At 51.5% G+C, this 21,991-nt stretch carries 20 protein-coding genes; all 20 read left to right on the forward strand.

All coding sequences use genetic code 11. The annotated features are described in order from the left end of the window. Positions 1–52 precede the first annotated feature (52 nt). The 20 genes from fadB (at position 53) to F7R27_RS02245 (ending at position 21,961) form a co-directional block, all read left to right on the forward strand. Positions 53–2,200, forward strand: a complete 2,148-nt coding sequence (gene fadB, locus F7R27_RS02150) for a fatty acid oxidation complex subunit alpha FadB (RefSeq protein ID WP_151702559.1) — start codon at positions 53–55, stop codon at positions 2,198–2,200. An 18-nt stretch (positions 2,201–2,218) separates the two neighbouring features. Next, positions 2,219–3,397 carry an acetyl-CoA C-acyltransferase FadA gene (fadA, locus tag F7R27_RS02155; protein ID WP_151702560.1) on the forward strand — a complete coding sequence of 393 codons (1,179 nt, stop codon included), beginning with the start codon at positions 2,219–2,221 and terminating at the stop codon, positions 3,395–3,397. 353 nt (positions 3,398–3,750) lie between these two features. Beyond that, a complete protein-coding gene (locus tag F7R27_RS02160) occupies positions 3,751–4,317 on the forward strand; it encodes a hypothetical protein (protein ID WP_151702561.1) in 567 nt (188 codons plus the stop codon). A 111-nt stretch (positions 4,318–4,428) separates the two neighbouring features. Then, positions 4,429–5,076, forward strand: a complete 648-nt coding sequence (locus F7R27_RS02165) for a CmcI family methyltransferase (RefSeq protein ID WP_151702562.1) — start codon at positions 4,429–4,431, stop codon at positions 5,074–5,076. Between the two features lie 56 nt (positions 5,077–5,132). Further along, positions 5,133–6,827 (forward strand): GspE/PulE family protein, encoded by a 1,695-nt coding sequence (locus F7R27_RS02170; RefSeq protein WP_206060342.1) that lies wholly within the window; start codon positions 5,133–5,135, stop codon positions 6,825–6,827. A gap of 96 nt (positions 6,828–6,923) precedes the next feature. Next, positions 6,924–8,144 (forward strand): type II secretion system F family protein, encoded by a 1,221-nt coding sequence (locus F7R27_RS02175; RefSeq protein ID WP_151702563.1) that lies wholly within the window; start codon positions 6,924–6,926, stop codon positions 8,142–8,144. A gap of 66 nt (positions 8,145–8,210) precedes the next feature. Next, positions 8,211–8,630: a type II secretion system major pseudopilin GspG gene (gspG, locus tag F7R27_RS02180; protein WP_151702564.1), complete on the forward strand. Its 420-nt coding sequence runs from the start codon at positions 8,211–8,213 to the stop codon at positions 8,628–8,630. 21 nt (positions 8,631–8,651) lie between these two features. Then, positions 8,652–9,116 (forward strand): GspH/FimT family pseudopilin, encoded by a 465-nt coding sequence (locus tag F7R27_RS02185; RefSeq protein ID WP_151702565.1) that lies wholly within the window; start codon positions 8,652–8,654, stop codon positions 9,114–9,116. Continuing rightward, complete coding sequence (locus tag F7R27_RS02190; protein ID WP_206060343.1) at positions 9,113–9,514, forward strand: type IV pilus modification PilV family protein; 402 nt, start codon at positions 9,113–9,115, stop codon at positions 9,512–9,514. The genes F7R27_RS02185 and F7R27_RS02190 overlap by 4 nt, the downstream gene beginning before the upstream one ends. Then, complete coding sequence (locus tag F7R27_RS02195) at positions 9,511–10,122, forward strand: prepilin-type N-terminal cleavage/methylation domain-containing protein (protein ID WP_151702566.1); 612 nt, start codon at positions 9,511–9,513, stop codon at positions 10,120–10,122. Before F7R27_RS02190 ends, F7R27_RS02195 begins: the two co-directional genes overlap by 4 nt. Then, positions 10,119–11,045, forward strand: a complete 927-nt coding sequence (locus F7R27_RS02200; protein WP_151702567.1) for a type II secretion system minor pseudopilin — start codon at positions 10,119–10,121, stop codon at positions 11,043–11,045. Before F7R27_RS02195 ends, F7R27_RS02200 begins: the two co-directional genes overlap by 4 nt. A gap of 2 nt (positions 11,046–11,047) precedes the next feature. Further along, complete coding sequence (locus tag F7R27_RS02205) at positions 11,048–12,064, forward strand: PilN domain-containing protein (protein WP_151702568.1); 1,017 nt, start codon at positions 11,048–11,050, stop codon at positions 12,062–12,064. Further along, the gene (gene gspM / locus F7R27_RS02210) at positions 12,065–12,619 is read left to right on the forward strand and encodes a type II secretion system protein GspM (protein ID WP_151702569.1); all 555 of its coding nucleotides are present in this window, start codon (positions 12,065–12,067) and stop codon (positions 12,617–12,619) included. Then, a complete protein-coding gene (locus F7R27_RS02215) occupies positions 12,616–13,206 on the forward strand; it encodes a hypothetical protein (protein WP_151702570.1) in 591 nt (196 codons plus the stop codon). Before gspM ends, F7R27_RS02215 begins: the two co-directional genes overlap by 4 nt. 30 nt (positions 13,207–13,236) lie before the next feature. Next, positions 13,237–15,405, forward strand: a complete 2,169-nt coding sequence (gspD, locus tag F7R27_RS02220; RefSeq protein ID WP_151702571.1) for a type II secretion system secretin GspD — start codon at positions 13,237–13,239, stop codon at positions 15,403–15,405. A gap of 59 nt (positions 15,406–15,464) precedes the next feature. Further along, positions 15,465–15,971, forward strand: a complete 507-nt coding sequence (locus F7R27_RS02225) for a hypothetical protein (protein WP_151702572.1) — start codon at positions 15,465–15,467, stop codon at positions 15,969–15,971. 243 nt (positions 15,972–16,214) lie between these two features. Then, a complete protein-coding gene (locus tag F7R27_RS02230; RefSeq protein ID WP_151702573.1) occupies positions 16,215–17,612 on the forward strand; it encodes a hypothetical protein in 1,398 nt (465 codons plus the stop codon). 1,387 nt (positions 17,613–18,999) lie between these two features. Then, complete coding sequence (locus F7R27_RS02235; protein WP_168927402.1) at positions 19,000–19,587, forward strand: peptidylprolyl isomerase; 588 nt, start codon at positions 19,000–19,002, stop codon at positions 19,585–19,587. A 95-nt stretch (positions 19,588–19,682) separates the two neighbouring features. Further along, complete coding sequence (locus tag F7R27_RS02240) at positions 19,683–21,131, forward strand: ABC transporter ATP-binding protein (RefSeq protein WP_151702575.1); 1,449 nt, start codon at positions 19,683–19,685, stop codon at positions 21,129–21,131. Further along, on the forward strand, positions 21,131–21,961 hold the full coding sequence (locus F7R27_RS02245) for an ABC transporter permease (RefSeq protein WP_151702576.1): 831 nt from the start codon (positions 21,131–21,133) through the stop codon (positions 21,959–21,961). Before F7R27_RS02240 ends, F7R27_RS02245 begins: the two co-directional genes overlap by 1 nt. Positions 21,962–21,991 lie beyond the last annotated feature (30 nt).

Here is a 21,991-nt window from a genome sequence, read left to right on the forward strand (position 1 = left end):
AGCAAGATACGGCTGCTCATAAGCTGCTCAATATAATGTGGGAGAGTACATAATGATTTATCAAGGCAAGGCGATCAGGGTTGAAGCTCTGGAAGCCGGATTCCACGAAGTAGTGTTTGATCTTCAGGGCGACAGCGTCAACAAGTTCAATCAGGAAACCCTGAATGAACTGCGCGAAGCGGTCGCTGCGTTGCAGGCGGTTGATGGCCTGCGTGGCGTGCTGTTCAGCAGCGCCAAGGAGTGTTTCATAGTCGGCGCCGACATCACTGAGTTCAGTGCCATGTTCGAGATGCCGGAAGAGGAGATCATTGCGCATCTGCTCAAGCTGCACGAAATTTTCAATGCGATTGAGGATCTGCCGGCACCAACGGTCACGGCTATCAACGGTATCGCGCTGGGCGGCGGCTTCGAGCTGTGCCTGGCAACCGATTTCCGCGTCATGGCCGAGGGTGCAAAGGTCGGCCTGCCGGAAGTGAAACTGGGCATCTACCCGGGCTGGGGTGGTACGGTACGCCTGCCACGTCTGATCGGGGTGGATAATGCCAACGAGTGGATCTGTGGCGGCGTAGAAAAGCGCGCAGCGGACGCACTGAAAGATGGCGCGGTGGATGCTGTCGTAACACTGGACAAGGTGCGCGAAGCGGGTCTGGATCTGTTGCAGAAAGCGGCCGAAGGTGTGTTTGACTATCAGGCGCGCCGTACCGAAAAAACCACCGGTATCAAACTGAATCAGATCGAACAGATGATGGCGTTCGAATCCGCCAAGGGCGTGATCGGTGCCAAGGCTGGCCCACACTACCCAGCTCCGATGCAGGCGCTGTCGACGATTCAGAAAGCGGCGAATATGGGTCGCGACAAGGCGATCGAGGTGGAAGCCAAGGGCTTTGCCAAGCTGGCCAAAACCGATGTGACACGCGCGCTGGTGGGTCTGTTCCTCAAGGACCAGTACATCAAGAAAGTCAGCCGCCAGTATGACAAGGATGCTGCACCGGTTCGCCATGCGGCGGTGCTGGGTGCCGGTATCATGGGTGGCGGTGTTGCCTATCAGTCTGCCTCCAAGGGTACGCCGATCCTGATGAAGGATATCAACGACAAGGCGCTGCAGCTGGGTCTGGATGAAGCGACCAAACTGCTGAACGGCCAGGTCAAACGCGGCAAGATGAATGCCGAGAAGATGGCACGTGTGATCAGCCAGATCACTCCCACCCTGAGCTACGGCGATTTTGGCCGTGTCGATCTGGTGGTCGAGGCAGTGGTTGAAAACGTCAATGTCAAAAAAGCGGTGCTGGCCGAGGTGGAAGCTAATGTGGCGGAAGATGCGATCATCACCTCCAACACCTCCACCATCTCCATCAATGAGCTGGCAACAGCGCTGAAACGCCCGGAAAACTTCTGCGGCATGCATTTCTTCAACCCAGTGCATCGTATGCCGCTGGTAGAAGTCATTCGTGGTGAGAAGAGTTCTGAGGAGGCAGTAGCGCGCACCGTGGCTTATGCCAAGGCGATGGGCAAGACACCTATCGTGGTTAACGACTGCCCCGGCTTCCTGGTTAACCGCGTGCTCTTCCCTTACTTTGCCGGCTTCAGCATGCTGCTGCGCGATGGTGCAGACTTCCTGCAGGTCGATAAGGTGATGGAGCGTTTCGGCTGGCCGATGGGCCCTGCGTATCTGCTGGATGTGGTCGGTATCGACACGGGTCATCATGCGGATGCCGTGATGGCTGCTGGCTTCCCGGATCGCATGGGTCACGACGGCGAGAGCCCGATTGATCGCATGTATCAGCTGCAGCGTTTCGGGCAGAAGAACAACAAGGGCTTCTATCAGTATGAGCTGGATCGCCGTGGCAAACAGGTCAAGGTGATCGACTCTGAAGTACCGGCGCTGCTCGATGGTGTCGTGGGTACGGCGCGTGAGTACACTGAAGATGAGATCATTGCACGCATGATGATCCCACTGTGTATCGAGACAGTTCGCTGTCTGGAAGATGGCATTGTTGCTTCAGCGGCCGAAGCGGATATGGGACTGATCTATGGTATCGGCTTCCCTCCATTCCGTGGTGGCGCTCTGCACTATCTGGATCAGATGGGGCTGAAAGCCTTCTGTGATCTGGCAGAGAGCTTTGCCGAGCTGGGTCCGCTGTATCAGCCGACCGAACGTATGAAGCAGATGGCCGCCAACGGCGAAACCTATTTCGGTTAATGTGGGAGGAATACAATAATGAACCTGAAACCTAATGACGTCGTGATCGTCGACGGTGTGCGTACCCCGATGGGGCGCTCCAAGGGTGGCTCCTTCCGCAATGTTCGTGCTGAAGCGCTGTCCGCTGCCGTGATGCAGGGCCTGCTGGCCCGTAACCCTCAGATCAATCCGGCCGAGATCGAAGATATCATCTGGGGCTGTGTCAACCAGACTCTGGAGCAGGGCTTCAATATCGGCCGTAACGCTGCGGTGCTGGCGGGTATTCCGCACACCGTCGGCGCTCAGACCGTGAACCGTCTGTGCGGCTCCTCCATGTCGGCGCTGCACACAGCGGCTCAGGCGATCATGACCGGCCAGGGCGATATCTTCATGGTTGGTGGTGTTGAGCATATGGGCCATCTGGATATTCTGCATGGTATTGATGTGAATCCACAGATGTCCAAGCAGGTCGCCAAGGCGGCTCTGATGATGGGTGTCACCGCGGAGATGCTGGGCAAGATGAATGGCATCAGCCGTGAGATGCAGGACCAGTTGGGTGCCCGTTCGCACCAGCGTGCTCATGCGGCACGCCTGGAAGGTCGTTTTGATAACGAGATCGTGCCGGTTGAAGGGCATGATGAAAATGGCTTCAAATCCCTGCTGACCTTCGACGAAGTCGTGCGCCCCGAAACCACCGTGGAAACCCTCGGTCAGCTCAAGCCTGTGTTTGTACCTAAAGTGGGTACGGTCACAGCGGGCACCTCCTCAGCCTTCTCCGATGGCGCATCCGGTATGCTGCTGATGTCAGCGGCACGCGCCGAGGCGCTGGGTTGCAAACCACGTGCGCGCATTCTGAGCATGGCGGTGGCGGGTTGTGATCCGTCGATCATGGGCTTTGGTCCGGTACCTGCATCGCAGAAAGCGCTCAAGCGTGCGGGTCTCAGCATCACCGATATCGACTATGTCGAGCTGAACGAAGCGTTCGCTGCACAGGGTCTGGCGGTACTGAAAAACCTCAAGCTGCTGGATCAGATGGATGAGAAGGTCAACCTTAACGGTGGCGCGATAGCACTGGGGCACCCGCTGGGCTGTTCAGGTACCCGTATCTCCACCACGCTGCTGAACGTACTGGATCAGCAGGATGGCACCCTGGGCCTGGCGACCATGTGTGTCGGTATGGGTCAGGGGATTACGACGGTGTTTGAAAGGTTGAACTGATTTATTGTTCAGAGCCGGCAGCCATGATTCAGAGCAATATCTGAGTTCTGGTTGCTGGCAGCAATTTCCGGAATGATTTTTTTCTTAATGAATTTTTGCCTCGGAATTGGATTAATCTTTAACATCAACAATGATCGTTCTTGTGCATGCCAGCAGGGATAATGATTGTTGTAAGGCATAGGATATCTCTTATGCCTCCTCCCACCGGTTCGTCAGTAGTCGCCATTCTTTTGCTTGTCAGTAACCGAATGGATATCATACAGTTCCTGATGTTTTGCAAATTTTTCATCTATCTGAAAACTCAAAAGGAGAGAGTTTTGTCCAACAAAAAGGTTTTGGCTGGCTTAATATTTATGTTGGCTGCTTTGACACTTGTGGCGCTTCCTGCCTCTGCTGAGGATGTCCCTAACATCCTTGACAGTGGGTTTGAACCTGATGGTCGCGGCGGTGTTGCTCGGCCCTGGAGTACTTCCCAGCACTCAGACCACCCATCCTATGTGTTCAGTGTGGATGACGGAGTGCTGAGTATTCGTCGATTTGACTTTGAACCCTGGGGGCAGGTGGCGCAGAGGTTGGATGCAACTCCCTTTGCAGGAAAGCGACTGGAGTTTGTGGTTGAACTGTCGGGTGAATTTGATCTGAGCTATGGTGAGCCAATTGAACCAACCGGGATTTCTGTGGTTCTAAGAGGGCTGGATGAGGATATCCGTTATCGTATGCTGGGAAGTCAGATTCTGAAAACTCCATACGCATCGATTGGTGAGTTTGAAGGTGGTATGGAGTGGCAGCCTCTTTCCCTTGTGTTCGATGTGCCGCCGCTGGCGACTGAACTGGAGGTTTTTGTTCGGATGAGTCTGGGAGGGGAGCTGCGTGCACGCAACCCACGCTTGACACTGGTCGATCCAACTGTTGTCGATTAAAGTCGGCTAACTGACGTGTCCTGCTGCATTCACTTTGCTCAATCGGCATGACAATATTGGGTTATAATATTGCAGCTTTGATATGGCCTCACCTCTCTATTCTGGAAAGTTATGTCTGATAATAATCACTCCCCAAATGAGTACCATCAGTGGTATTACAACACTGAAGTATGGCTGGATGTAAGATATCTGGGCGTTCCCTGCTATAAATCCGTCTCTGATATGTGGAATTATCAGGAGATTTTACAGGAGTTGAGGCCCTCCCTGATTGTTGAGTTCGGAACCCGTTTTGGCGGCTCAGCACTGTTTTTCAGCGTGACAGGGCGTGCCATCAATCCGGATCTGAAAGTGCTCAGTGTTGATATCGGGCATGAAGATGTAGATGCGCGAGTATATCAAGACCCCGCGATTTACCTTCAGACCAGCTCATCCACTGACCCGGCAGTTGCGCTCAGAATCCAGAGTATGCGTGCTCATGCGCCAGGTCCTGTGTTTTTCATACTGGACAGTGATCATCGTAAAGAGCATGTGCTGGCTGAGATGGAATTATTGCGGAGTGTGGTCATGTCCGGCGATTATCTGGTGGTCGAAGATGGTAACATCAATGGTAACCCAGTGCTGCCAGGGTGGGGTGAGGGGCCTTCTGAAGCCATCAGGGCATATCAGGAGCGTTATCCTGATGACTACCATGTCGATACCGAACGCGAAGCCAAATTCGGCTTCACATTTTCTCCGGGCGGTTTCCTGATCAAGCGCTGATACGGTTGCATGCTGTTGGATTTTTGCTGGGCTAATAATTCAGGACAAGTAAAGCTATGAAACTCGGAGAGCTGCTCGTCAGTCGTGGCAAAATGAGTGCCCGTGATGTTGAGCGCGCCTTGATGGCGCAGGATGAAATGGGTGGATTATTCGGGCAGATATTGATTCGTCTGGGTATGGTATCTGAGCTCGATGTTGCACTGGCCTTGTCAGAACAGTTGGATATACGGTTGTTGCTCGCGACAGATTATCCTGATGCTCCAGTGTCGGTATCAGGCCTGTCGCATGAGTTCCTGGTTAACAACAATGTCGCGCCCATTGAACAGCAGCCAGAACACGTCCGTTTTGCCGCAACAGTCCCTCAGGATCATTATCTGTCCAGAGCGCTGGCCATGGCCAGCGGTAAAAAAGTCACAATTGAACTCGGGCTGGAAACAGATATCTCAAATGCCTTGCAGAAATTCAACAGCGAAGCTGAAGAGTCTCTGGCAGAAAATGATTTATCAGATGAGGTGGCTGGTGATGAGGACTTCATCGAACACTTGAAGGATCTTGCCAGTGAAGCCCCTGTTATACGTGTAGTCAATCAAATCATTCACCGTGCACTGGATCTTGGCGCATCTGATATCCATATTGAGCCTTTCGAAGATGGCTTGCATCTGCGTTATCGTGTGGACGGAGTCATACAGGAGGTGCCTGATCCGCCTCAGGCTTCACAAGCACCCGCCATAGCGTCGCGTATCAAGCTCTTGGCACACCTCAATATTGCAGAGCGTCGCTTGCCACAGGATGGTCGCATCATGACGCGGGTCAAGGGGCATGAGCTAGATCTCAGGGTTTCGACAATCCCGACAGTGCATGGCGAGAGTATAGTGATGCGTGTGCTGGATAGGCAGAGTATTCGTCTGAGCCTGGAGAGCATGGGGTTTTCTGAGGACACTCTTAAGCGTTACCTTGCCTTGCTGGCTAAACCGCATGGTGTGTTGTTGGTTACAGGCCCTACTGGTTCGGGTAAAACCACTACGCTCTATGCTTCGCTTTCAACACTGGATGCTCAGGCGCTTAAAATTGTTACAGTCGAAGACCCGGTCGAGTATCAGCTTGGAGGCGTGAATCAGATACAGGTTCAACCTCAGATTGATCTGACCTTTGCTCGGGCGCTGCGCTCAATACTGCGCCAGGATCCGGATATCATCATGATCGGCGAAATGCGTGATACTGAAACCGCACAGATTGCCGTTCAGTCCGCATTGACTGGGCATCTGGTTCTCTCGACTTTGCATACAAACACTGCCGCCGGTGCAATTACCCGTCTTGAAGATATGGGAGTGGAGCGTTATCTGATTACCTCTTCAGTAAACGGCGTACTGGCCCAGCGTCTGGTCCGAAAACTTTGTCGCCATTGCCGTGAAGAGGTCGATCTGACTCCTCAGGCAATAGCGGAGCATGGACTGCAAAGATTTCTGCGGCCCGGCCAGGAAAGTATCTATCGCAGCCGTGGCTGCGCTGAGTGTAAATATACTGGCTACTCCGGGCGGACATCTATCCATGAGCTTTTCATGATGGATGGGCAGATGAATAAGGCGATCCTGTCAGGTACTGATGCGGTAGGGCTGCATGGTCTTGCCCGGCGTAATGGCATGCTGACACTTTATGAGGATGGGCTGAGGAAAGTCGTTCAGGGTGTGACTTCACTGGAAGAGGTGTTGCGTGTGACTCAGGATCAGATCGAAGATGGTGAAACTGTGTGACCTGACTACAAAATAACCTTTTTTAAGTTACAATGTCGACCCTCGGCCCGAGGCTGAGGACGTCAGTAGTCAACTCGAATCAACGATAGAGGCCAGATGCCGGATTTTTCCTACAAGGCAGCCAGAAGTGATGGCAAAATGGCGCAAGGCGTTATTACGGCCAGAACACCTGATCTGGCCTCGCGTGACTTGCGCAATCAGGGGTTGATTCCAATCAGCATCCAGTCGGTTGACTCGAACACAGCAGTAAGCGCTGTTTCCGGCGGCCACAGCCGTAATGCCCGTGCCAACAGAGATGATGTGCTCAGTCTGACCAGTGAGTTGGCTGTTCTGCTGCGAGCGGGGTTGCCCATAGACAGAGCCCTCAAGGTTCTTATCGACATGAGTGGAAAGGCTGGGGTCAGGAGTCTGCTGGAGGATCTGCTCAAGACGGTCAAGGGTGGAAAGGGGTTGAGCCATGCGCTGGGTAATCATACTGATCTCTTCGGCTCATTTTATGTCAATATGGTGCGTTCCGGTGAGGCAAGTGGTCGTTTGTCTGAGGTGCTGTCCAGTCTGGCAGCACATCTGGAGCGAAGCAAAGCTGTGCGCAGTAATGTTGTATCAGCCATGATCTACCCAGCCATCCTGCTGGTGGTTGCCGTGTTGTCTGTTGCATTGATGCTGGGGTTTGTCGTGCCTCAGTTCGAGGCGCTGTTTTCCGATATGGGTGATGCGCTTCCCTTATTGACTCGGGGTGTCATTGCCGCAGGAAACTTTGTGCAGGCATATGGCTGGATAGTTCTGCTGATTATGATTCCGCTGATCCTTCTGCTCAGGCGCTGGCTGGCAACTCCGGCAGGCATTGCCATGTTGGATCAGAAGCTGTTGCGGATACCTGTTCTCGGTCAGGTTCTTTTCAAATACGAAACAGCGCAGTTTTCCCGAACACTGGGAACTCTCCTGCACAACGGTGTGTCACTACTCAAAGCGCTTTCAATTGCGACGGGAACGGTCGGGAATTCTCAGGTCAGAGCCGCTTTTGAAGGGTTAACGCCCGCAGTCAAGCAGGGCGGTCGAATGTCAGTGGCGCTTGCTGAGGCGGGCGTGTTCACGCCAATGATGATTCAGATTGTGCGTGTAGGGGAGGAGTCCGGGCGTCTGGACGAAATGATGCTGGAGCTGGCCCGGGTTTATGATGATGAGGTTGAGTCCGGCATCAAGCGAGCATTAACGCTGCTTGAGCCGATCATGATTCTGAGCCTGGGAGCCATCATCGCTCTGATTATCATCTCTATTCTGATGGGTATTCTGTCAATTAATGAACTGGCCATGTAGGCAGGTATCTGCTTCTGCCTGGCTTATATATCTGGAAACAACATTGAGGTTCAGCGTGGTGGTGCAATGAGCAAAAAACGCAGTAAAGGCTTTACTCTGATAGAGCTTCTGGTAGTGCTGGCTATACTGGCGCTTTTGGCCGGTCTTGTTGGGCCTCGGGTCTTGAATCAGCTCGGTGGTGCCAAGAGCAATACAGCGCTGGTACAGATCAGAGATCTGGAGCAGGCGCTGGAGATCTACAAGCTGGATGTTGGTAGATTTCCAACTACACAGGAAGGATTATCCGCTCTGGTGAAAAATCCCGGAAATGTGACGGGTTGGAATGGTCCCTATCTGCGTCGTAACGAGATACCCAAAGATCCTTGGAGCCGTGATTATCATTACCGTTATCCGGGTGAGCGCGGAGAATTTGATCTATTCAGTAATGGCGCTGATGGACAGCCCGGAGGTGAGGGTGAGAACGCAGTCGTCGGAAATTGGAACTGATTTATCTACCTGCCTGACCCCATGATCGTCTCCAGGCGCACGGCCGCTGGCTTTACTCTGCTGGAGCTGATGGTTGCTCTGGCCATTGCAGGTCTTCTTGCGGCTGTATCGGCGCCCTCTGCATTGAAAATGTATGAGTCAATGCAGTATCGGGGGGCTGTTCGGGATATGCAGACGCTCCTGGCAACTGCTCGTTACCAGGCTATCAGTGCTGGGCGCATGGTTGATCTTGTAGTCATGCCGGAAACGGGTCATTACGGTCTGGATCATCAGTTGAACAGGGAGCTTCCCTCTACACTTACAATCGAGATGATAAGCGCACGTGAAGTCAGTGGCGGTGATGGTCAGGGAGTAGTCCGATTCTATCCGGACGGCGGGTCCAGTGGTGGCAGCATCATGCTGAGGCAGCGTGATTCCGACAAGGGCGTCCGCTTGCGAGTGGACTGGTTGCTGGGTCGGGTAACACAAGAGCCCTGGTCGCCATGATGACGCAGCGTGATAGGTCACGATTTCCGCCCCAGGGTGGTTTTTCTTTACTGGAAATGCTGGTTGCATTGGTAATACTGGCATTTTCACTGGGAGCGCTTTACCAGGCGGCTGGAGGGGCTGCCCGGATTGTTCGAATTGATCAGGAATACGCGCAGGCTGTAGCGCTGGCTGAGTCATTGTTAGCCGATCGTACAGGGGTGAAATTGGACGCAGCAGCTATGAGCAGCGGCGTTGAGGATGGTTTTCACTGGGAGGTAGCGACCCGGTTGCTTCCGGTGGATGCATCCAGCCACCCTGCAGTGTTGCAATCGATCCAGGTGATAGTTGAATGGGGTGGAGCAGGTTCGTCAAGACGTGTGACATTAAATTCGATAATCTCAGGTGAGCAGTCATGAGGCAGTCAGTCAGCCGCCATTATCAGCGGGCTTTCACGCTGATTGAGGTAGTGATTGCGCTAACCTTACTATCACTGCTCCTGCTGGCCACTCTGACTGCAATGAGAACGCTGGCAGATAGCCAGATCAGAATTGTCCAGATCAGCCAGCAGGCTGATGAGACCAGAATAGTTAGCGGCTTGTTGCGCTCCTTGATCAGTCAGGCAGTTCCCGTGGTACGAGTCCGGCAGGGTGAGGGGTACGGTGCCTACTTCAAGGGGATGCCCAATGAGTTGCTTTGGGTTGCGCCCATGAATGGATACCAGGGGCCGGGAGGGTTGCATGTGATGAGGCTGTCCCTGTCCGAAAATCAGGCGCTTCTGTTGCAGTTTCAGCCATATCAGGGCCCGTATACAGATCCGGACTGGTCTGAGGTGGAGCCCGCGTTGCTTATTGAAAAGGTCGAACGCTTCGAGCTTGACTACCGTTTTGCACTCAGCACTGAATGGTTGCAGGAGTGGGACTGGTCGCAGTATGCACCGACTCATGTGCGGCTGAGCATCTCGATGGAAGGGCGCAGGTGGCCAGATTTGACTCTTGTGCTGGGTCCTCCTGAGGTGCGGCTGTGAGATCTGTTGAATGTCAGTCCGGTGTGGCTTTGGCGATGCTGCTGTGGTTTGTTGCAGCCATGTCCATCATGGTGGCTGGTATCATGGCGGTAGCAAAAGTGGATGCCAGACTGGCGAGTCTTCAGGTTCAGGTAGCTCAAGCAGCTGCTGTCGGAGATGGTGCAGCCAATCTCATGATGAAGGAGCTGCTGTCACTTCAGCAGGCCGGGCTTTATGCCGGTCGGGGGATAGTTGAGCAGGAATATACAATTGGTGAGCATGAGATTAGAATGCGCGCCATACCCGTATCAGGTCTGGTTGACTTGAATCTGTCATCAGAAGAGTTGCTGGTGAGCCTGTTTCAATATGGTGCCGGGCTTGAAGAGTCTGAGGCCGTAAGTTTTGCGCACAGAGTCATGGATTGGCGTGAAGACACTGGCTTGAAGCGACTGCATGGTGCTGATGCCAGTGATTATGAAGCGGCAGGATATGGCTTTGGTCCCAGGAATGGGCGTTTTGAAGTGGTTGAAGACCTGCTTCAGGTGCTCGGTATCAACAGGGCGCTCTATGATAGTATAGCCGGATCAGTGCATGCGACAGGCTTTGGGCAGGCGGCAATTGATCCACTTTCTGCTCCTGAGAGTGTACTGAATGTGCTGGCGCAGGGAGATATTGAGTTGGTGAGAGTGATGATTGATCTCCGACTGCAGGCTCCCTTTGATGAATCCAGCGTTGCTGGCTTGCCAGTGGATTTTCTGGCATCGGCAGTCGTGCCGGTTTATCGGCTTGATGCCTGGGTCAGCTTCCCTGACGGTCGTGTATATCAGCGCAGACGTTGGGGTGACTTTAATATGGCTGGTCAGGATGGTTTACCCTGGCGTTTTCTACGAACCGAGCCTGTGACGGCAGTTGGTGAAGAGGTGTATATAAGTGCAAGAGACTGACCATGGCATCAACTGATAATCAGTGGAGGCTTTTCGGTATAGATCTGCGTGGACTGGCAAATATATGGCGTGCAGGCTGGCGCGATATAGCCTGGAGCCAGGATTCAGTGCTGCGCAGGTGGTTGGATGAAGCGGTCAGAGTGAGAGAACCTGGCGCTGAGACATCCCGGATATATCAGGCGGGCCGTGTCACTCGTCAGCAGGCTGTGTCTTGTGATGCAATCGTCCTGCCGGCCGAGTTGTTGCTGGTTAAGCAGTTATCCTTGCCGGAGTCGGTTGAAGCAGATATTGATTCTGCTCTGGGCTTTGAGATCCGTGCCAATAGTCCGTTTCCACCGGATGACACCTGCACAGGTTGGACTATCACCAGCCGTAAAGCCGGGCATATCAAAGTCAGTCTGGTGATTGTCTCTCGTAGTACAGTGAATAATTACCTGCGTCAGACGGTGATGCCGACTGATGAGAGCTATGAAGTCTGGGCGCTTGCCGAGGATCAGCCGGTTGTGATCAGCGGATTTGGTGAGGCGGCTCGTTATCGGCGCTATGAAAGGAAACTGAAACGACTGTTGTTGGGTGTCGCATACAGCGTCGTTATGCTGGCTCTTATTCCTGCAGTGCCGGTTCTGGCCAAGCATCAGGAGCTGCAGAAGCTTGAGCGCCTGCATCATAGAGTTCAGGAGGGAGCTCGGGAGTCTGTGCAACTGCGCGCAAGGCTGGCTGCGAGCAATGAGCAGGCAAGCATGATTAATCATATGCTGTCGACTGGGTTTGACCCTTATCGGCAGTTACAGACGCTGACTGTATTGTTGGGAGATGATGTATGGCTTGCGAGCCTGGAGCTGCGTAAAGACCGGCTCAGGATAGATGGGCGTGCAGAAAATGCTGCCAGCTTGATGCAGGCGCTTTCACAACGTCCTGAGTTCGTCGAAGTCAGGTCTCCATCGGCTATCAGAAGGGAGCGTTCAGGTGAGGAGCGTTTTGTGTTGGACATCATGCTGAGTGCCGAGGAAGCGTTATAAATGCTGGGGATCAGAACAAGGCGTGGCTGGACTGTTTTGCTGATTACAGGAGTTGCTGTATTGGTGGCGCTCATGCTGGTGCTGGGCAGTCTGTGGCAAGCTTATCATGAGTACAGTGATCAGGTTGATGCTTTGGAGCCGCGTATTGCCCGCTTGATCGGTATTACACAGAGCCATCCAGAGTTGTTGGAAGCTAACCTCCTGATAGATGCTCAGCTTGCTGAGCTGGCCTATCCGGCATCTCAGGATGGAACGGCTACGGGTACGGCGATGCAGCAGGTGGTTCGAAATCTTGCACAGTCCTCTGGTATGGAGGTTTCCGGGAGTCAGATATTGCCAGCCCGCTCGGAAGGTAATCTGGAAATGATTTCGCTTAACCTTACTCTCACTGGAGGCCTCAGAGCGCTGGAGTCATTGCTGCTGGATCTGCCAACAGTCAGGCCTCTGGTTTTTGTCGACACTATCGTCATTCAGCCGACACGTGTCAGGGGAAGCGTAGAGGTTCAGGAGGTCATGGTGCAAATCGGTGTTACCTCAGTGAGGTTATTGCCATGAATTTTGCGCGCTGCGTGACTGCCTTTGCTGCGGTACTTACACTAGTGTTTATCAGTTTGTTTGTGTGGGGGTGGTTTCAGGTCAAGCTGACCTCTGCTCCGGAGCCCTGGCTGCCTGCTCCGGAATCTCTCAGCGCGGTCATGGTTTCGCCGCCGGAAGGGGAGGTTCGTGCTGGTGAGGAGGTGCTTGCAAGGCCTCTTTTCTGGGCAGGGCGTCGTCCCTATGTGGCTCCTGATGCGCCTCAGGTTGTTCAGGCCGGCTCAGCAGGCGTGGATGTCCTGGATAAGACCAGGCTTTTGGGGGCTTATGTTGCGCAGGGAGCGGCTGGAGTGATTCTTGATGTTGATGGCTCTCGTGAACGGATTCAGGTAGGGGATGAGCTTGGAGGTTGGGTGCTGCTGTATACAAATCCCATGGGGGCAGTATTTGGGAAGGGTCAGCAGCAGGATGGGCCTGGAACCACCAGAATAATGACGCTTGAGCATGTATATCCTGCAGCATCGGTACGCAAGCAGGAAGTCTCAAGTGATCAAGGGACTCTTGAACCGGAAGAGATACAGTCATCAGAAGGTATTGAAGAGGGGTAATACGATAATGAATGAAGGAAGGCATGCCGAATGATGGCGTTGACAAGAAAATTACCAGTCCTTGGTTTTTTTGCCTTGGTACTGTCTGGCTGCAGCAGTGGTCATCTCTCCAAGCCGGCTGGTAGCGGCCCTGTTCTTCCGTATGACTTGGACTCTCGGGGTGAGTACGTACAGAGAGGTGCGCTTTCAGATGCTCAGACCGAAGAGTTGATAAAGTCGGATCCGATTATCTACAGAGGCAATGATCGTGTAGCGAACACGCCTGCTGCCCGCAATCCAATTGCCCTTCATGGCGATGCTGTCTCCCTTAATTTTGAGCAGGCACCTGTGACGGAGGTGGTGCATGCGGTCCTGGGCGATATTCTGGAGCTGGATTATGTAATAGAGCATCCTCTGGATGGGGAAATCACATTGAGAACCAGAACGCCGGTTCCACGTGATCAGTTGTTGGTGATTCTTGAATCATTACTGCAGACAAATGGTGCAGTGATGATACGGGATAAAAACGACCGTTTCTTTGTTGGTTCGGCAGGGTCGATGAGTGGATTGATGCCCGGGGTAACCTCTGCTGGAAGTACCGCTGCCGGTTACAGTAATGTAGTGATCCCTTTGCAGTATATTGGTGCACGTGAGATGGCAGATATACTGCGGCCGGTTGCTGATGAAGGGTCATTTGTTCGTGTTGATGCTACCAGGAATCTGCTGTTGCTGGCTGGTACACGAAATCAGATCGACGGTTGGATGGAGATTATTGCAACGTTTGATATCGATTTGTTGCAGGGGATGTCTGTAGGTATATTCCCCCTGGAGTATGCGTCTGTCAGTGAAGTGGATAGTGCTATTCAGGTACTTTTGGGAGGGAGTGATGCGCAGAGTGATACAACATCCAGCATTGCAGCCGCAACGTTGTCCAGCGTGGTGCGAATAATCCCGATTGAGCGCCTTAACAGTATTCTTGTTGTGTCTCCGCGTGCGCATTATCTTGATCAGGTTGGTGTATGGATTGAGCGGCTAGATAAGGCGCCGGACCATAACTTTGAAAGTCAGTTATTTGTTTACCCTGTACAGAATGGTTCTGCTACACATCTGGCTAAATTGCTGAGTGAGCTTTTTGGAGTTGGTGGTGGCATGAGTAGCCAGCGTGACTCTGGTGTGTCTCCAGCGATGACGGCTACACGGCAGGGTGGCGAGTCGGGCAGTGAAGTAGAAGGTGTGGCATCTGCAACGGGTGCAGGAAATCGTTCTTCAGACTTGAGTTCAAACTTCAGCCTGGCTGGGGATATCAAGGTTGTTGCTGATGGTCAGAGTAATGCGCTGCTGATTTATGCCAAGCGCAGCGAGTACAAGAAGATTGAGTCGGCAATGAAAAAGCTTGATATCGCACCAACTCAGGTGTTGATTGAAGCCAGCATCATTGAAATCAGTCTCAGAGATCGTCTTGAGTATGGGTTGCAATGGCATATTCAAAACGGATTGGGGGGAGGTCGTACTGGAACATCTGTGTTGAATGTGACGGATAACCCGATAGGTCCTGCGCAGGGCTTCTCTTTTTCGGTTACGAATCCTCTGGGGGATATTCGCGCAGTTATCAACGCACTGGCAGAGGAGTCTTTGGTTAACGTCATATCAAGCCCTTCTGTCATGGTGCTTGATAATCATACAGCTACCATGCAGGTAGGTGATCAGCAGCCTATTCGTTCGTCGCAGACGGTGACTGATGGTGGAAACATAACCAGCTCCATCCAGTACAGAGATACAGGTGTAAAGCTAATGGTTACGCCTTCTGTGAATGCGGGAGGGATGGTGAATATGGATATTGAGCAGTCAGTGACTGATGTGGGGCCTGAAGATTCGGCTACCGGGCAGCGCAGCTTTCAGGAGCGAAATATCAGCAGCAGAGTGGCGATCAGATCGGGTGAAACCGTTGTTCTGGGTGGGTTGATCAGAGATAACACATCTGATGTTCGTGCCGGTGTTCCTATTCTCCATGAATTACCAGTGGTTGGAAATCTGTTTGGTGCAACCACCAACCGGAGAGATCGCACTGAGTTGATAGTCATGATTACGCCACGCGTTCTGACGAACGAGCAGGATTTGCGTGATGTCAGCCGAGAGATACGTTCTCGTATGAGCGGCTTGAACCTGCTGCGGGTAGAGTCTGTCGTGCAAGATGGGGCTCGGATATCTGATTCTGAATGAGTGAATGAGCAAAAAAGGAAAAAAATTGAATTTTTGTCGTCAACAGGTAGCTGAATGTAATGAAATCTCAACACATTATGATCTATAATCGTCACAATTTCAGCCTGAAGAGTGTCAGTAAGGTGTTTTTACATCTGCACTCCTTGTGGTCGAAGGCTGGCAGGGCGTTCTTTGTGCTGACTGCCGCATTAGTGCTTCTGGCTGTTGCTGGCTGCGCATCTATATCACCAGCGGTTGTTGAGTCGCCGGAAGAAATAGTAAGCAAGCGAGCACAGGAAAGGCTTGATGCTCTGATAGCTGGGGATCTGCCAAAAGCGTGGGCTTTCACAACCCCTGCATACAGGCAGCGTGTGACCAATCCGATGCACTATAGTGCAGTGGTCGGTGGTAGCGGAGGCTGGATAAATGCAAAGGTTGATAATGTCGTCTGTGACACTGCTGAGTCTTGTAATGTAAGAATATTGATTACATACAAGTTATTAAGGCCGGCAATTGAAAATACACGTTCATTGGATGAACGCTGGATCAAAATTGAGGATCAGTGGTGGATCTTTCACAGGCGCTGAAAATGTAACAAAGAGCAATGAACAGAGACAATTACGGTGGTAAAATACAGTAAAATCTGTATTCAAACTGGTTGAGTGTATCTGTTCTGTGTGTTAGGTTATTAAAACCTGAGGGGACTTTGCTGTCTGGGCATTCTTAATGAATTGATTGAGAGTGTTTTTTTCAGTAAATTTGTAAAAATGGATGCTTAATGCAGCCGCTTTCGTAAAAATCTAGATTGTTGTAAACCTAGGAGCAACATAATGAAGAAAAAACTTTTACCTTTGGCAGTGCTGGCGGGATTGGCCGGTGGCATGAGCACCGCGCAGGCAGTTAACGTTAACCCGGATGGTCTGGGTGAAGTTCTGCTGTATCCTTTCTACAGCGTTGAAGGTGGTAACGACACTTACATCAACGTCGTAAACACAACTAACCAGGTCAAAGCAGTCAAAGTCCGTATCCTTGAGGCAATGAACAGCCAAGAGGTTCTCGATTTTAACTTGTACCTGTCTCCAAATGACCACTGGTCAGCAGTTATCCTGGATAACCCGAACGGTTCTGGTGCTATTCTGCGTACGGCTGATACTTCTTGTACAGCTCCTGCTATTCCTGCGAATGGTGTTGCTTTCCGTGAGTTCGAATACGCTGCAGACAGTGACAACAGCATTGCGCGTACCCGCGAAGGCTATGTTGAAATCATCGAAATGGGTGTTCTGGATGCAGCAGTAGTTCCTGCACAGCATGCCGGTGCTATCCACACTGGTGCTGGTGTACCGGCTAACTGTGGCGCTATCATCTCTGCTTGGCAGGCTGGTGGTGTCTGGGCGAACGCTGCTAACACCGGTATCAATGCGCCAACAGGCGGTCTGTACGGCTACGGCGTACTGATCAATGTTGCTGAAGGTACCAATGCAACTTATGACGCAACTGCACTTGATGCTTTTGCTCAGGGTATTGCGCTGCACACTAACACTGGTAGCCTGCTGCCAAGCTTGAACAGTGCTGCACCTACTTCCAGCGTATTCGATAACGGTGCAACCGTTACTTCTGCATGGGCTGGTACAGCTCCTGCTGCTGGCGTAAACGCTGTAAGCTCTGTTCTGATGCATGACAACATTGCAAATGACTATGTACTGGAGCCAACAATCGGTGCTGGTACTGATTGGGTTGTTACCTTCCCAACCAAGCGTTTCTATGTAAACGGTGCAGGTGCTCCATTTGCTCCTTTCACCAACGCATGGAACCCAGCTAACTCTACAGCGTGTGAAGTAATTGGCATCAACTACTTCGACCGTGAAGAGCGTGGTCAGACTCCTTCTGATATCGACTTCTCTCCGCTGCCCCCAGGAACACCTGCTCTGTCTCTGTGCTACGAAGCAAACGTCCTGACCTTCAACAACAGCAATGTTCTGAATGGTTCTGCACGTGTAAATCGTAACCTGGAGATCGACGGCTTCAACAACGGCTGGTTGAACATCAACTTCCAGGGTACTTTCAACGGTATTGCTCGTACATTGACAGCAACTTCCGGTGAAGTGTATCAGGGTCTGCCTGTAATCGGTTTTGCAGTTCAGAAATATGTTAACGGTACTCTGCCAGGTGGAGTTCTGTCTAACTATGCTGGTCTGGTTAACCACAAGGCAACTCGTCTGATCAACTAAGTTAAGCTTTTAGTTGATTTGTAAAAAAAGGTGCATCGCAAGATGCACCTTTTTTGTTTTCTGATTATGACTCTATGCCATGGGCTGAACTAAACAGAAGTCATGTTGTCAAAGAGGTTTCTGAGTGCCCGGCTGGTTGCTGGAGTTTTCATCAAGTATATAATGGCATGGTAATTTCAGTTAAAACTGGAATATAATGAGTACAAATTGCATAGCTGACCTGGTGTGGCTTGTGTTTTATGGTAAGACGGGTAAAACACATGTCTAATCAAGGTGTTGTGCAGGCAAACGAACTGCAACATATGGCGACAGGAAGTGTAGCCGAGGGTTAAACTATGAAACATACAATGCTTGCTACTGTAGTGGGTTTGACAGTGGCGTCATTAGGCGCAAATGCAACAACTGTTATTATCAATAACAGTGATACAAGAACAGCTACTTCCTGGACCTATAGTTCTACGTCAGATACGCTGCGTATCACAACTACGACAGGCAGTACTCCGACCCCTACTCCAGAGCCAACACCGGAGCCAACACCGAGCCCGAGTCCGTCACCTACTCCAGTACCGGGTGAGTGCGGCACCACTCCCACAAATGTTGAAATCATGGCTACGTTTGACTTGAGGAATCCAGGAAGTCAGACAACTGTCAATCTGTCAGGTAGTACCAAAATATTATCGGTACCTATCAAGACGACTACGAACAGTAACTATGCAGGACAGTTCCAGTTTGTACCGACAACAGGCTTTGGCAGCATAAGTCGCCAGGCCTGGATTTCACCTTGCCCTGGCACCAGCTACAGCGCTACCAGTAACTTGTGCAAGGCCCAGGGGGTAGAGCCGACTGTATACTGGAAACAGGGAACCTCTGCGTGGCAGTGCAGCATCAACACAAACACTACTTATTATCTTAACTTCAAGAATGAAAACTGTGGTGCGACTACAAACTGTACTGCACATAGAATTCTGTATACCAATAATCAGCCATAGGCTTGATTACCTTCAACAATTAAAAGCGCCGAATAAAATATTCGGCGCTTTTATTTTAATATCAAGCAAGAAAAGTGAGGCGTATGTTTAGTAGAGCGTTAGCGCACCTGGTCATAGGTGTTTCTGTATTCTGTGTTGGGGCAGTTGCCCATGCTGCCGCAGATGTTTTGCTGAAGCGTAATGAAATTGCGGTTACGTCGTACGATGTTGAACAATATATCAATGAACGTATACCTCAGGAGGATAGGGCCCTGGTTCTGGGCCGTGCTGGTATTGTTCCCGAAATTATCGAGAATATCTTCATTATCAGAGTACTGGCTGCTGAAGCAGAGAACATGGAGCTGATAGAACCAGAGGTCTTGCAGTGGCAGATGGATATTCATCGAGACAGGATGATCATGAATGCCTATCTTGAGCGCTACATTGATGCCGCGCTTGAGAATGTGAACTGGGAGTCCACAGCTAGAGAGGTCTACCTGGCGGATGGTGATAATTTTGTTGCACCAGAGCGGGTATCTGCTTCACATATCCTGTTAAGAACCGATGAGCGAAGTGACGCCGAGGCCAGAGAGCTGGCAGAAAAAATCAGGCTGAGGGCCGTAGCTGGTGAGGACTTTGTTGAGCTTGCGCTAAGTTTTTCTGAAGATAGCTCAGTTGAGGAAAACAGAGGTCATCTGGGGAGGTTTACTCGAGGACGTATGGTTCCTGCTTTTGAAGAAGCTGTATTTGCAATGAGCACGGAGGGGGAGATATCAGGCGTCGTTGAATCTGACTTTGGCTATCATATCATCAAACTGCATGAGCGCCTGCCACCACAGAAACTGGCCTTTGAAGAAGTCAAAGATCAGATAGTAGAAGAGTTGCGTCAACAGCTATCCAATCAAGTCCGACAAGAACGGATCATGACAGTGAAGTCTTTAGATAAGGTTGAGCTGAATAGTCAGTTGATAGAACAGTTAGAACTCCAGTATCGTCAACAGCGTTAAGAGTGCTCTTCTGGCAGGCTGAAAGAAAGCATATGTTGCTGTGCTGTGTGATCTTTAGCTATCCAGTTTGAGCAAATTGAAAGAGCTATATTGAAATGTCGGAACCTGCTGTTCTGCTGGCTGTTACTGGTCTCTCAAAGTGCTATGAAATTTATGGTAAGCCTTATCAGCGGCTGCTGGGATATTTTTTCACAGGCTATAAGGGTAAGGCCCGTGAATTTCAGGCGCTGGAGTCAGTCAGCTTTGGCCTGCGCAGTGGTGAAACCCTCGGTGTTATCGGCCGCAACGGTTCTGGTAAGTCGACGCTGTTACAGATGATCAGTGGCACCCTGACCCCTACGGCCGGCAATATTGAGACCAAGGGTCGGGTTGCTGCGCTTCTGGAGCTTGGTGCTGGGTTCAATCCTGAGTTCACTGGGCGTGAGAATGCGCGCCTGAACGCATCAATCTATGGGTTGGCTGAATCCGAGATTGAGCAGCGGCTCGATGACATCATTGCATTCTCGGGCATCGGTGAATTTATTGATCAACCTGTTCAGCACTACTCCAGTGGAATGTTTGTTCGCCTTGCTTTCTCTGTTATTGCACATGTCGATGCTGATATTCTGATTATTGATGAGGCACTGGCTGTTGGTGATGCGCTGTTTGCGCAGAAGTGTATGCGTTACCTGGAAGCTTTTCGCAAGCAGGGCGGCGCTATTCTCTTTGTCAGTCATGATGCTGGAGCGGTGACACGACTGTGTGAGCGTGCTCTTTGGCTTGATAAAGGGCGGCAGATGCTGCTGGGGGATGCCAAAAGCGTTACCGAACGATATCTGGAGCATCTGTATGCTGAACAGCAGGATGTAAGCATGCAGAGCGTCGCGCAGAGTATACAGGCAGACACTGATACGCCGGAGGTGGGTGAGGCGTTGTTACGTTCGTTTGAGGAGCCAGAAGCTGCCTCAGCTGTAGATGTGATGCTCTGGCATGATGCTCGTCAGGACCTGTTGTTACACTCAAATCTGCGAAACGAGTTACAAGTGTTTCGCTTTGACCCGGATGGCAGTGAGTTTGGTACAGGCAAAGTGGAGTTGAGCAATACCTGTTTCAGGGATATGAATAATCGACCACTCAGTTGGCTGGTCGGTGGCACACTGGTGCGTTTTGAGGTGAGCTTCCTGCCAAAAGAGGCGCTCTCCAGCGTCATTGTTGGCTTTCTGGTAAAAAATCGCCTGGGACAGGTTATTTTTGGAGAGAATAACTGTCTCTTTCATGATCAGAGCCCGATAGATGTGGTACAGAACCGCCCTTACACCGCAGCTTTCACTTTTACCATGCCTTTTCTGGCAGAGGGTGAGTATGTGGTGTCGGTTGGCATTGCGTCCGGGACACAGCAACAGCATATTCAGCACTGCTGGCGACATGATGCCTTGGTGTTCTCTGTCAGTCCCAGCCATATAGTGCATGGTCTGATGGGCGTGCCGGTGGCTTCCTGCGAAATTACTTCCAGCCAGACTGCAGTGCAGGTGGATGCAGGGTCGGGTGAAAAGGAGAGGGCTTGATGGCGGTTGAGATAGTACAGGGCAGGGCTCAACCCCAGGCAGCCCTTAAGCGTGCATGGCAGTTTCGTGAGTTGATTTCGGGTATGGCCAAGCGCGAGGTGCTGGGTCGCTACAAGGGGTCATGGCTGGGACTTGTCTGGACGCTCCTGACCCCTCTGCTCCTGTTGCTGGTTTACATGTTTGTGTTCGGTGTGATTTTTCAGGCGCGTTGGCCTCAGTCCGATGGTGTTGATGGGAATTTTGCTGCTTTACTCTTTTGTGGCATTATCGCATTTTTCATGTTTTCTGAGGTGTTGACCCGATCTCCGCGCTTGATTGTGGATAACACTAACTATGTGAAAAAAGTGGTATTTCCGCTGGATGCCCTGATCTGGGTTGCAGTTGCAACGGCGCTGTTTCATTTTCTGATCTCCTTTCTGGTGCTGCTTGCCTTTGTACTTGTATCGGGCGTGGGAGTGAGTGTTTATCTGCTCTATTTTCCGCTGATAACCGCACTGCTGGTGGTGTTTCTGCTGGGGCTGTCCTGGTTTCTGAGCGCGCTGGGTGTGTATATTCGCGATGTCAGTTATATCGCTGGATTTTTATCCACCGCGCTGTTGTTTCTGAGTCCTGTGTTCTATCCGGCAAGTGCGGTGCCTGAGCGTTTCAGGTTTCTGATGGATCTGAATCCACTGACCTTCTATATCGAGTCATATCGCAGCATAGCGGTACTCAAACAGGCACCTGACCTGATGAATATATTGCTGGCATCTGGTGTTGCCTTGGGCGTGTTTGCGATCGGTTACTGGTTCTTTCAACGTGTGCGTAAAGGATTTGCAGATGTGCTTTAATCTCACTTTATATGACTGGCTGCACAAGGA

It is taken from the genome of Nitrincola alkalilacustris (assembly GCF_008973755.1).
In the GTDB taxonomy this organism is placed as follows: Bacteria; Pseudomonadota; Gammaproteobacteria; order Pseudomonadales; family Balneatricaceae; genus Nitrincola; species Nitrincola alkalilacustris.

Bases quoted from the DNA above. Each gene is read 5' to 3' on its own strand.
- fadB (WP_151702559.1), top strand. From the start codon at position 53: ATGATTTATCAAGGCAAGGCGATCAGGGTTGAAGCTCTGGAAGCCGGA.
- fadA (WP_151702560.1), top strand. From the start codon at position 2,219: ATGAACCTGAAACCTAATGACGTCGTGATCGTCGACGGTGTGCGTACC.
- F7R27_RS02160 (WP_151702561.1), top strand. From the start codon at position 3,751: ATGTTGGCTGCTTTGACACTTGTGGCGCTTCCTGCCTCTGCTGAGGAT.
- F7R27_RS02165 (WP_151702562.1), top strand. From the start codon at position 4,429: ATGTCTGATAATAATCACTCCCCAAATGAGTACCATCAGTGGTATTAC.
- F7R27_RS02170 (WP_206060342.1), top strand. From the start codon at position 5,133: ATGAAACTCGGAGAGCTGCTCGTCAGTCGTGGCAAAATGAGTGCCCGT.
- F7R27_RS02175 (WP_151702563.1), top strand. From the start codon at position 6,924: ATGCCGGATTTTTCCTACAAGGCAGCCAGAAGTGATGGCAAAATGGCG.
- gspG (WP_151702564.1), top strand. From the start codon at position 8,211: ATGAGCAAAAAACGCAGTAAAGGCTTTACTCTGATAGAGCTTCTGGTA.
- F7R27_RS02185 (WP_151702565.1), top strand. From the start codon at position 8,652: ATGATCGTCTCCAGGCGCACGGCCGCTGGCTTTACTCTGCTGGAGCTG.
- F7R27_RS02190 (WP_206060343.1), top strand. From the start codon at position 9,113: ATGATGACGCAGCGTGATAGGTCACGATTTCCGCCCCAGGGTGGTTTT.
- F7R27_RS02195 (WP_151702566.1), top strand. From the start codon at position 9,511: ATGAGGCAGTCAGTCAGCCGCCATTATCAGCGGGCTTTCACGCTGATT.
- F7R27_RS02205 (WP_151702568.1), top strand. From the start codon at position 11,048: ATGGCATCAACTGATAATCAGTGGAGGCTTTTCGGTATAGATCTGCGT.
- gspM (WP_151702569.1), top strand. From the start codon at position 12,065: ATGCTGGGGATCAGAACAAGGCGTGGCTGGACTGTTTTGCTGATTACA.
- F7R27_RS02215 (WP_151702570.1), top strand. From the start codon at position 12,616: ATGAATTTTGCGCGCTGCGTGACTGCCTTTGCTGCGGTACTTACACTA.
- gspD (WP_151702571.1), top strand. From the start codon at position 13,237: ATGATGGCGTTGACAAGAAAATTACCAGTCCTTGGTTTTTTTGCCTTG.
- F7R27_RS02225 (WP_151702572.1), top strand. From the start codon at position 15,465: ATGAAATCTCAACACATTATGATCTATAATCGTCACAATTTCAGCCTG.
- F7R27_RS02230 (WP_151702573.1), top strand. From the start codon at position 16,215: ATGAAGAAAAAACTTTTACCTTTGGCAGTGCTGGCGGGATTGGCCGGT.
- F7R27_RS02235 (WP_168927402.1), top strand. From the start codon at position 19,000: ATGAATGCCTATCTTGAGCGCTACATTGATGCCGCGCTTGAGAATGTG.
- F7R27_RS02240 (WP_151702575.1), top strand. From the start codon at position 19,683: ATGTCGGAACCTGCTGTTCTGCTGGCTGTTACTGGTCTCTCAAAGTGC.
- F7R27_RS02245 (WP_151702576.1), top strand. From the start codon at position 21,131: ATGGCGGTTGAGATAGTACAGGGCAGGGCTCAACCCCAGGCAGCCCTT.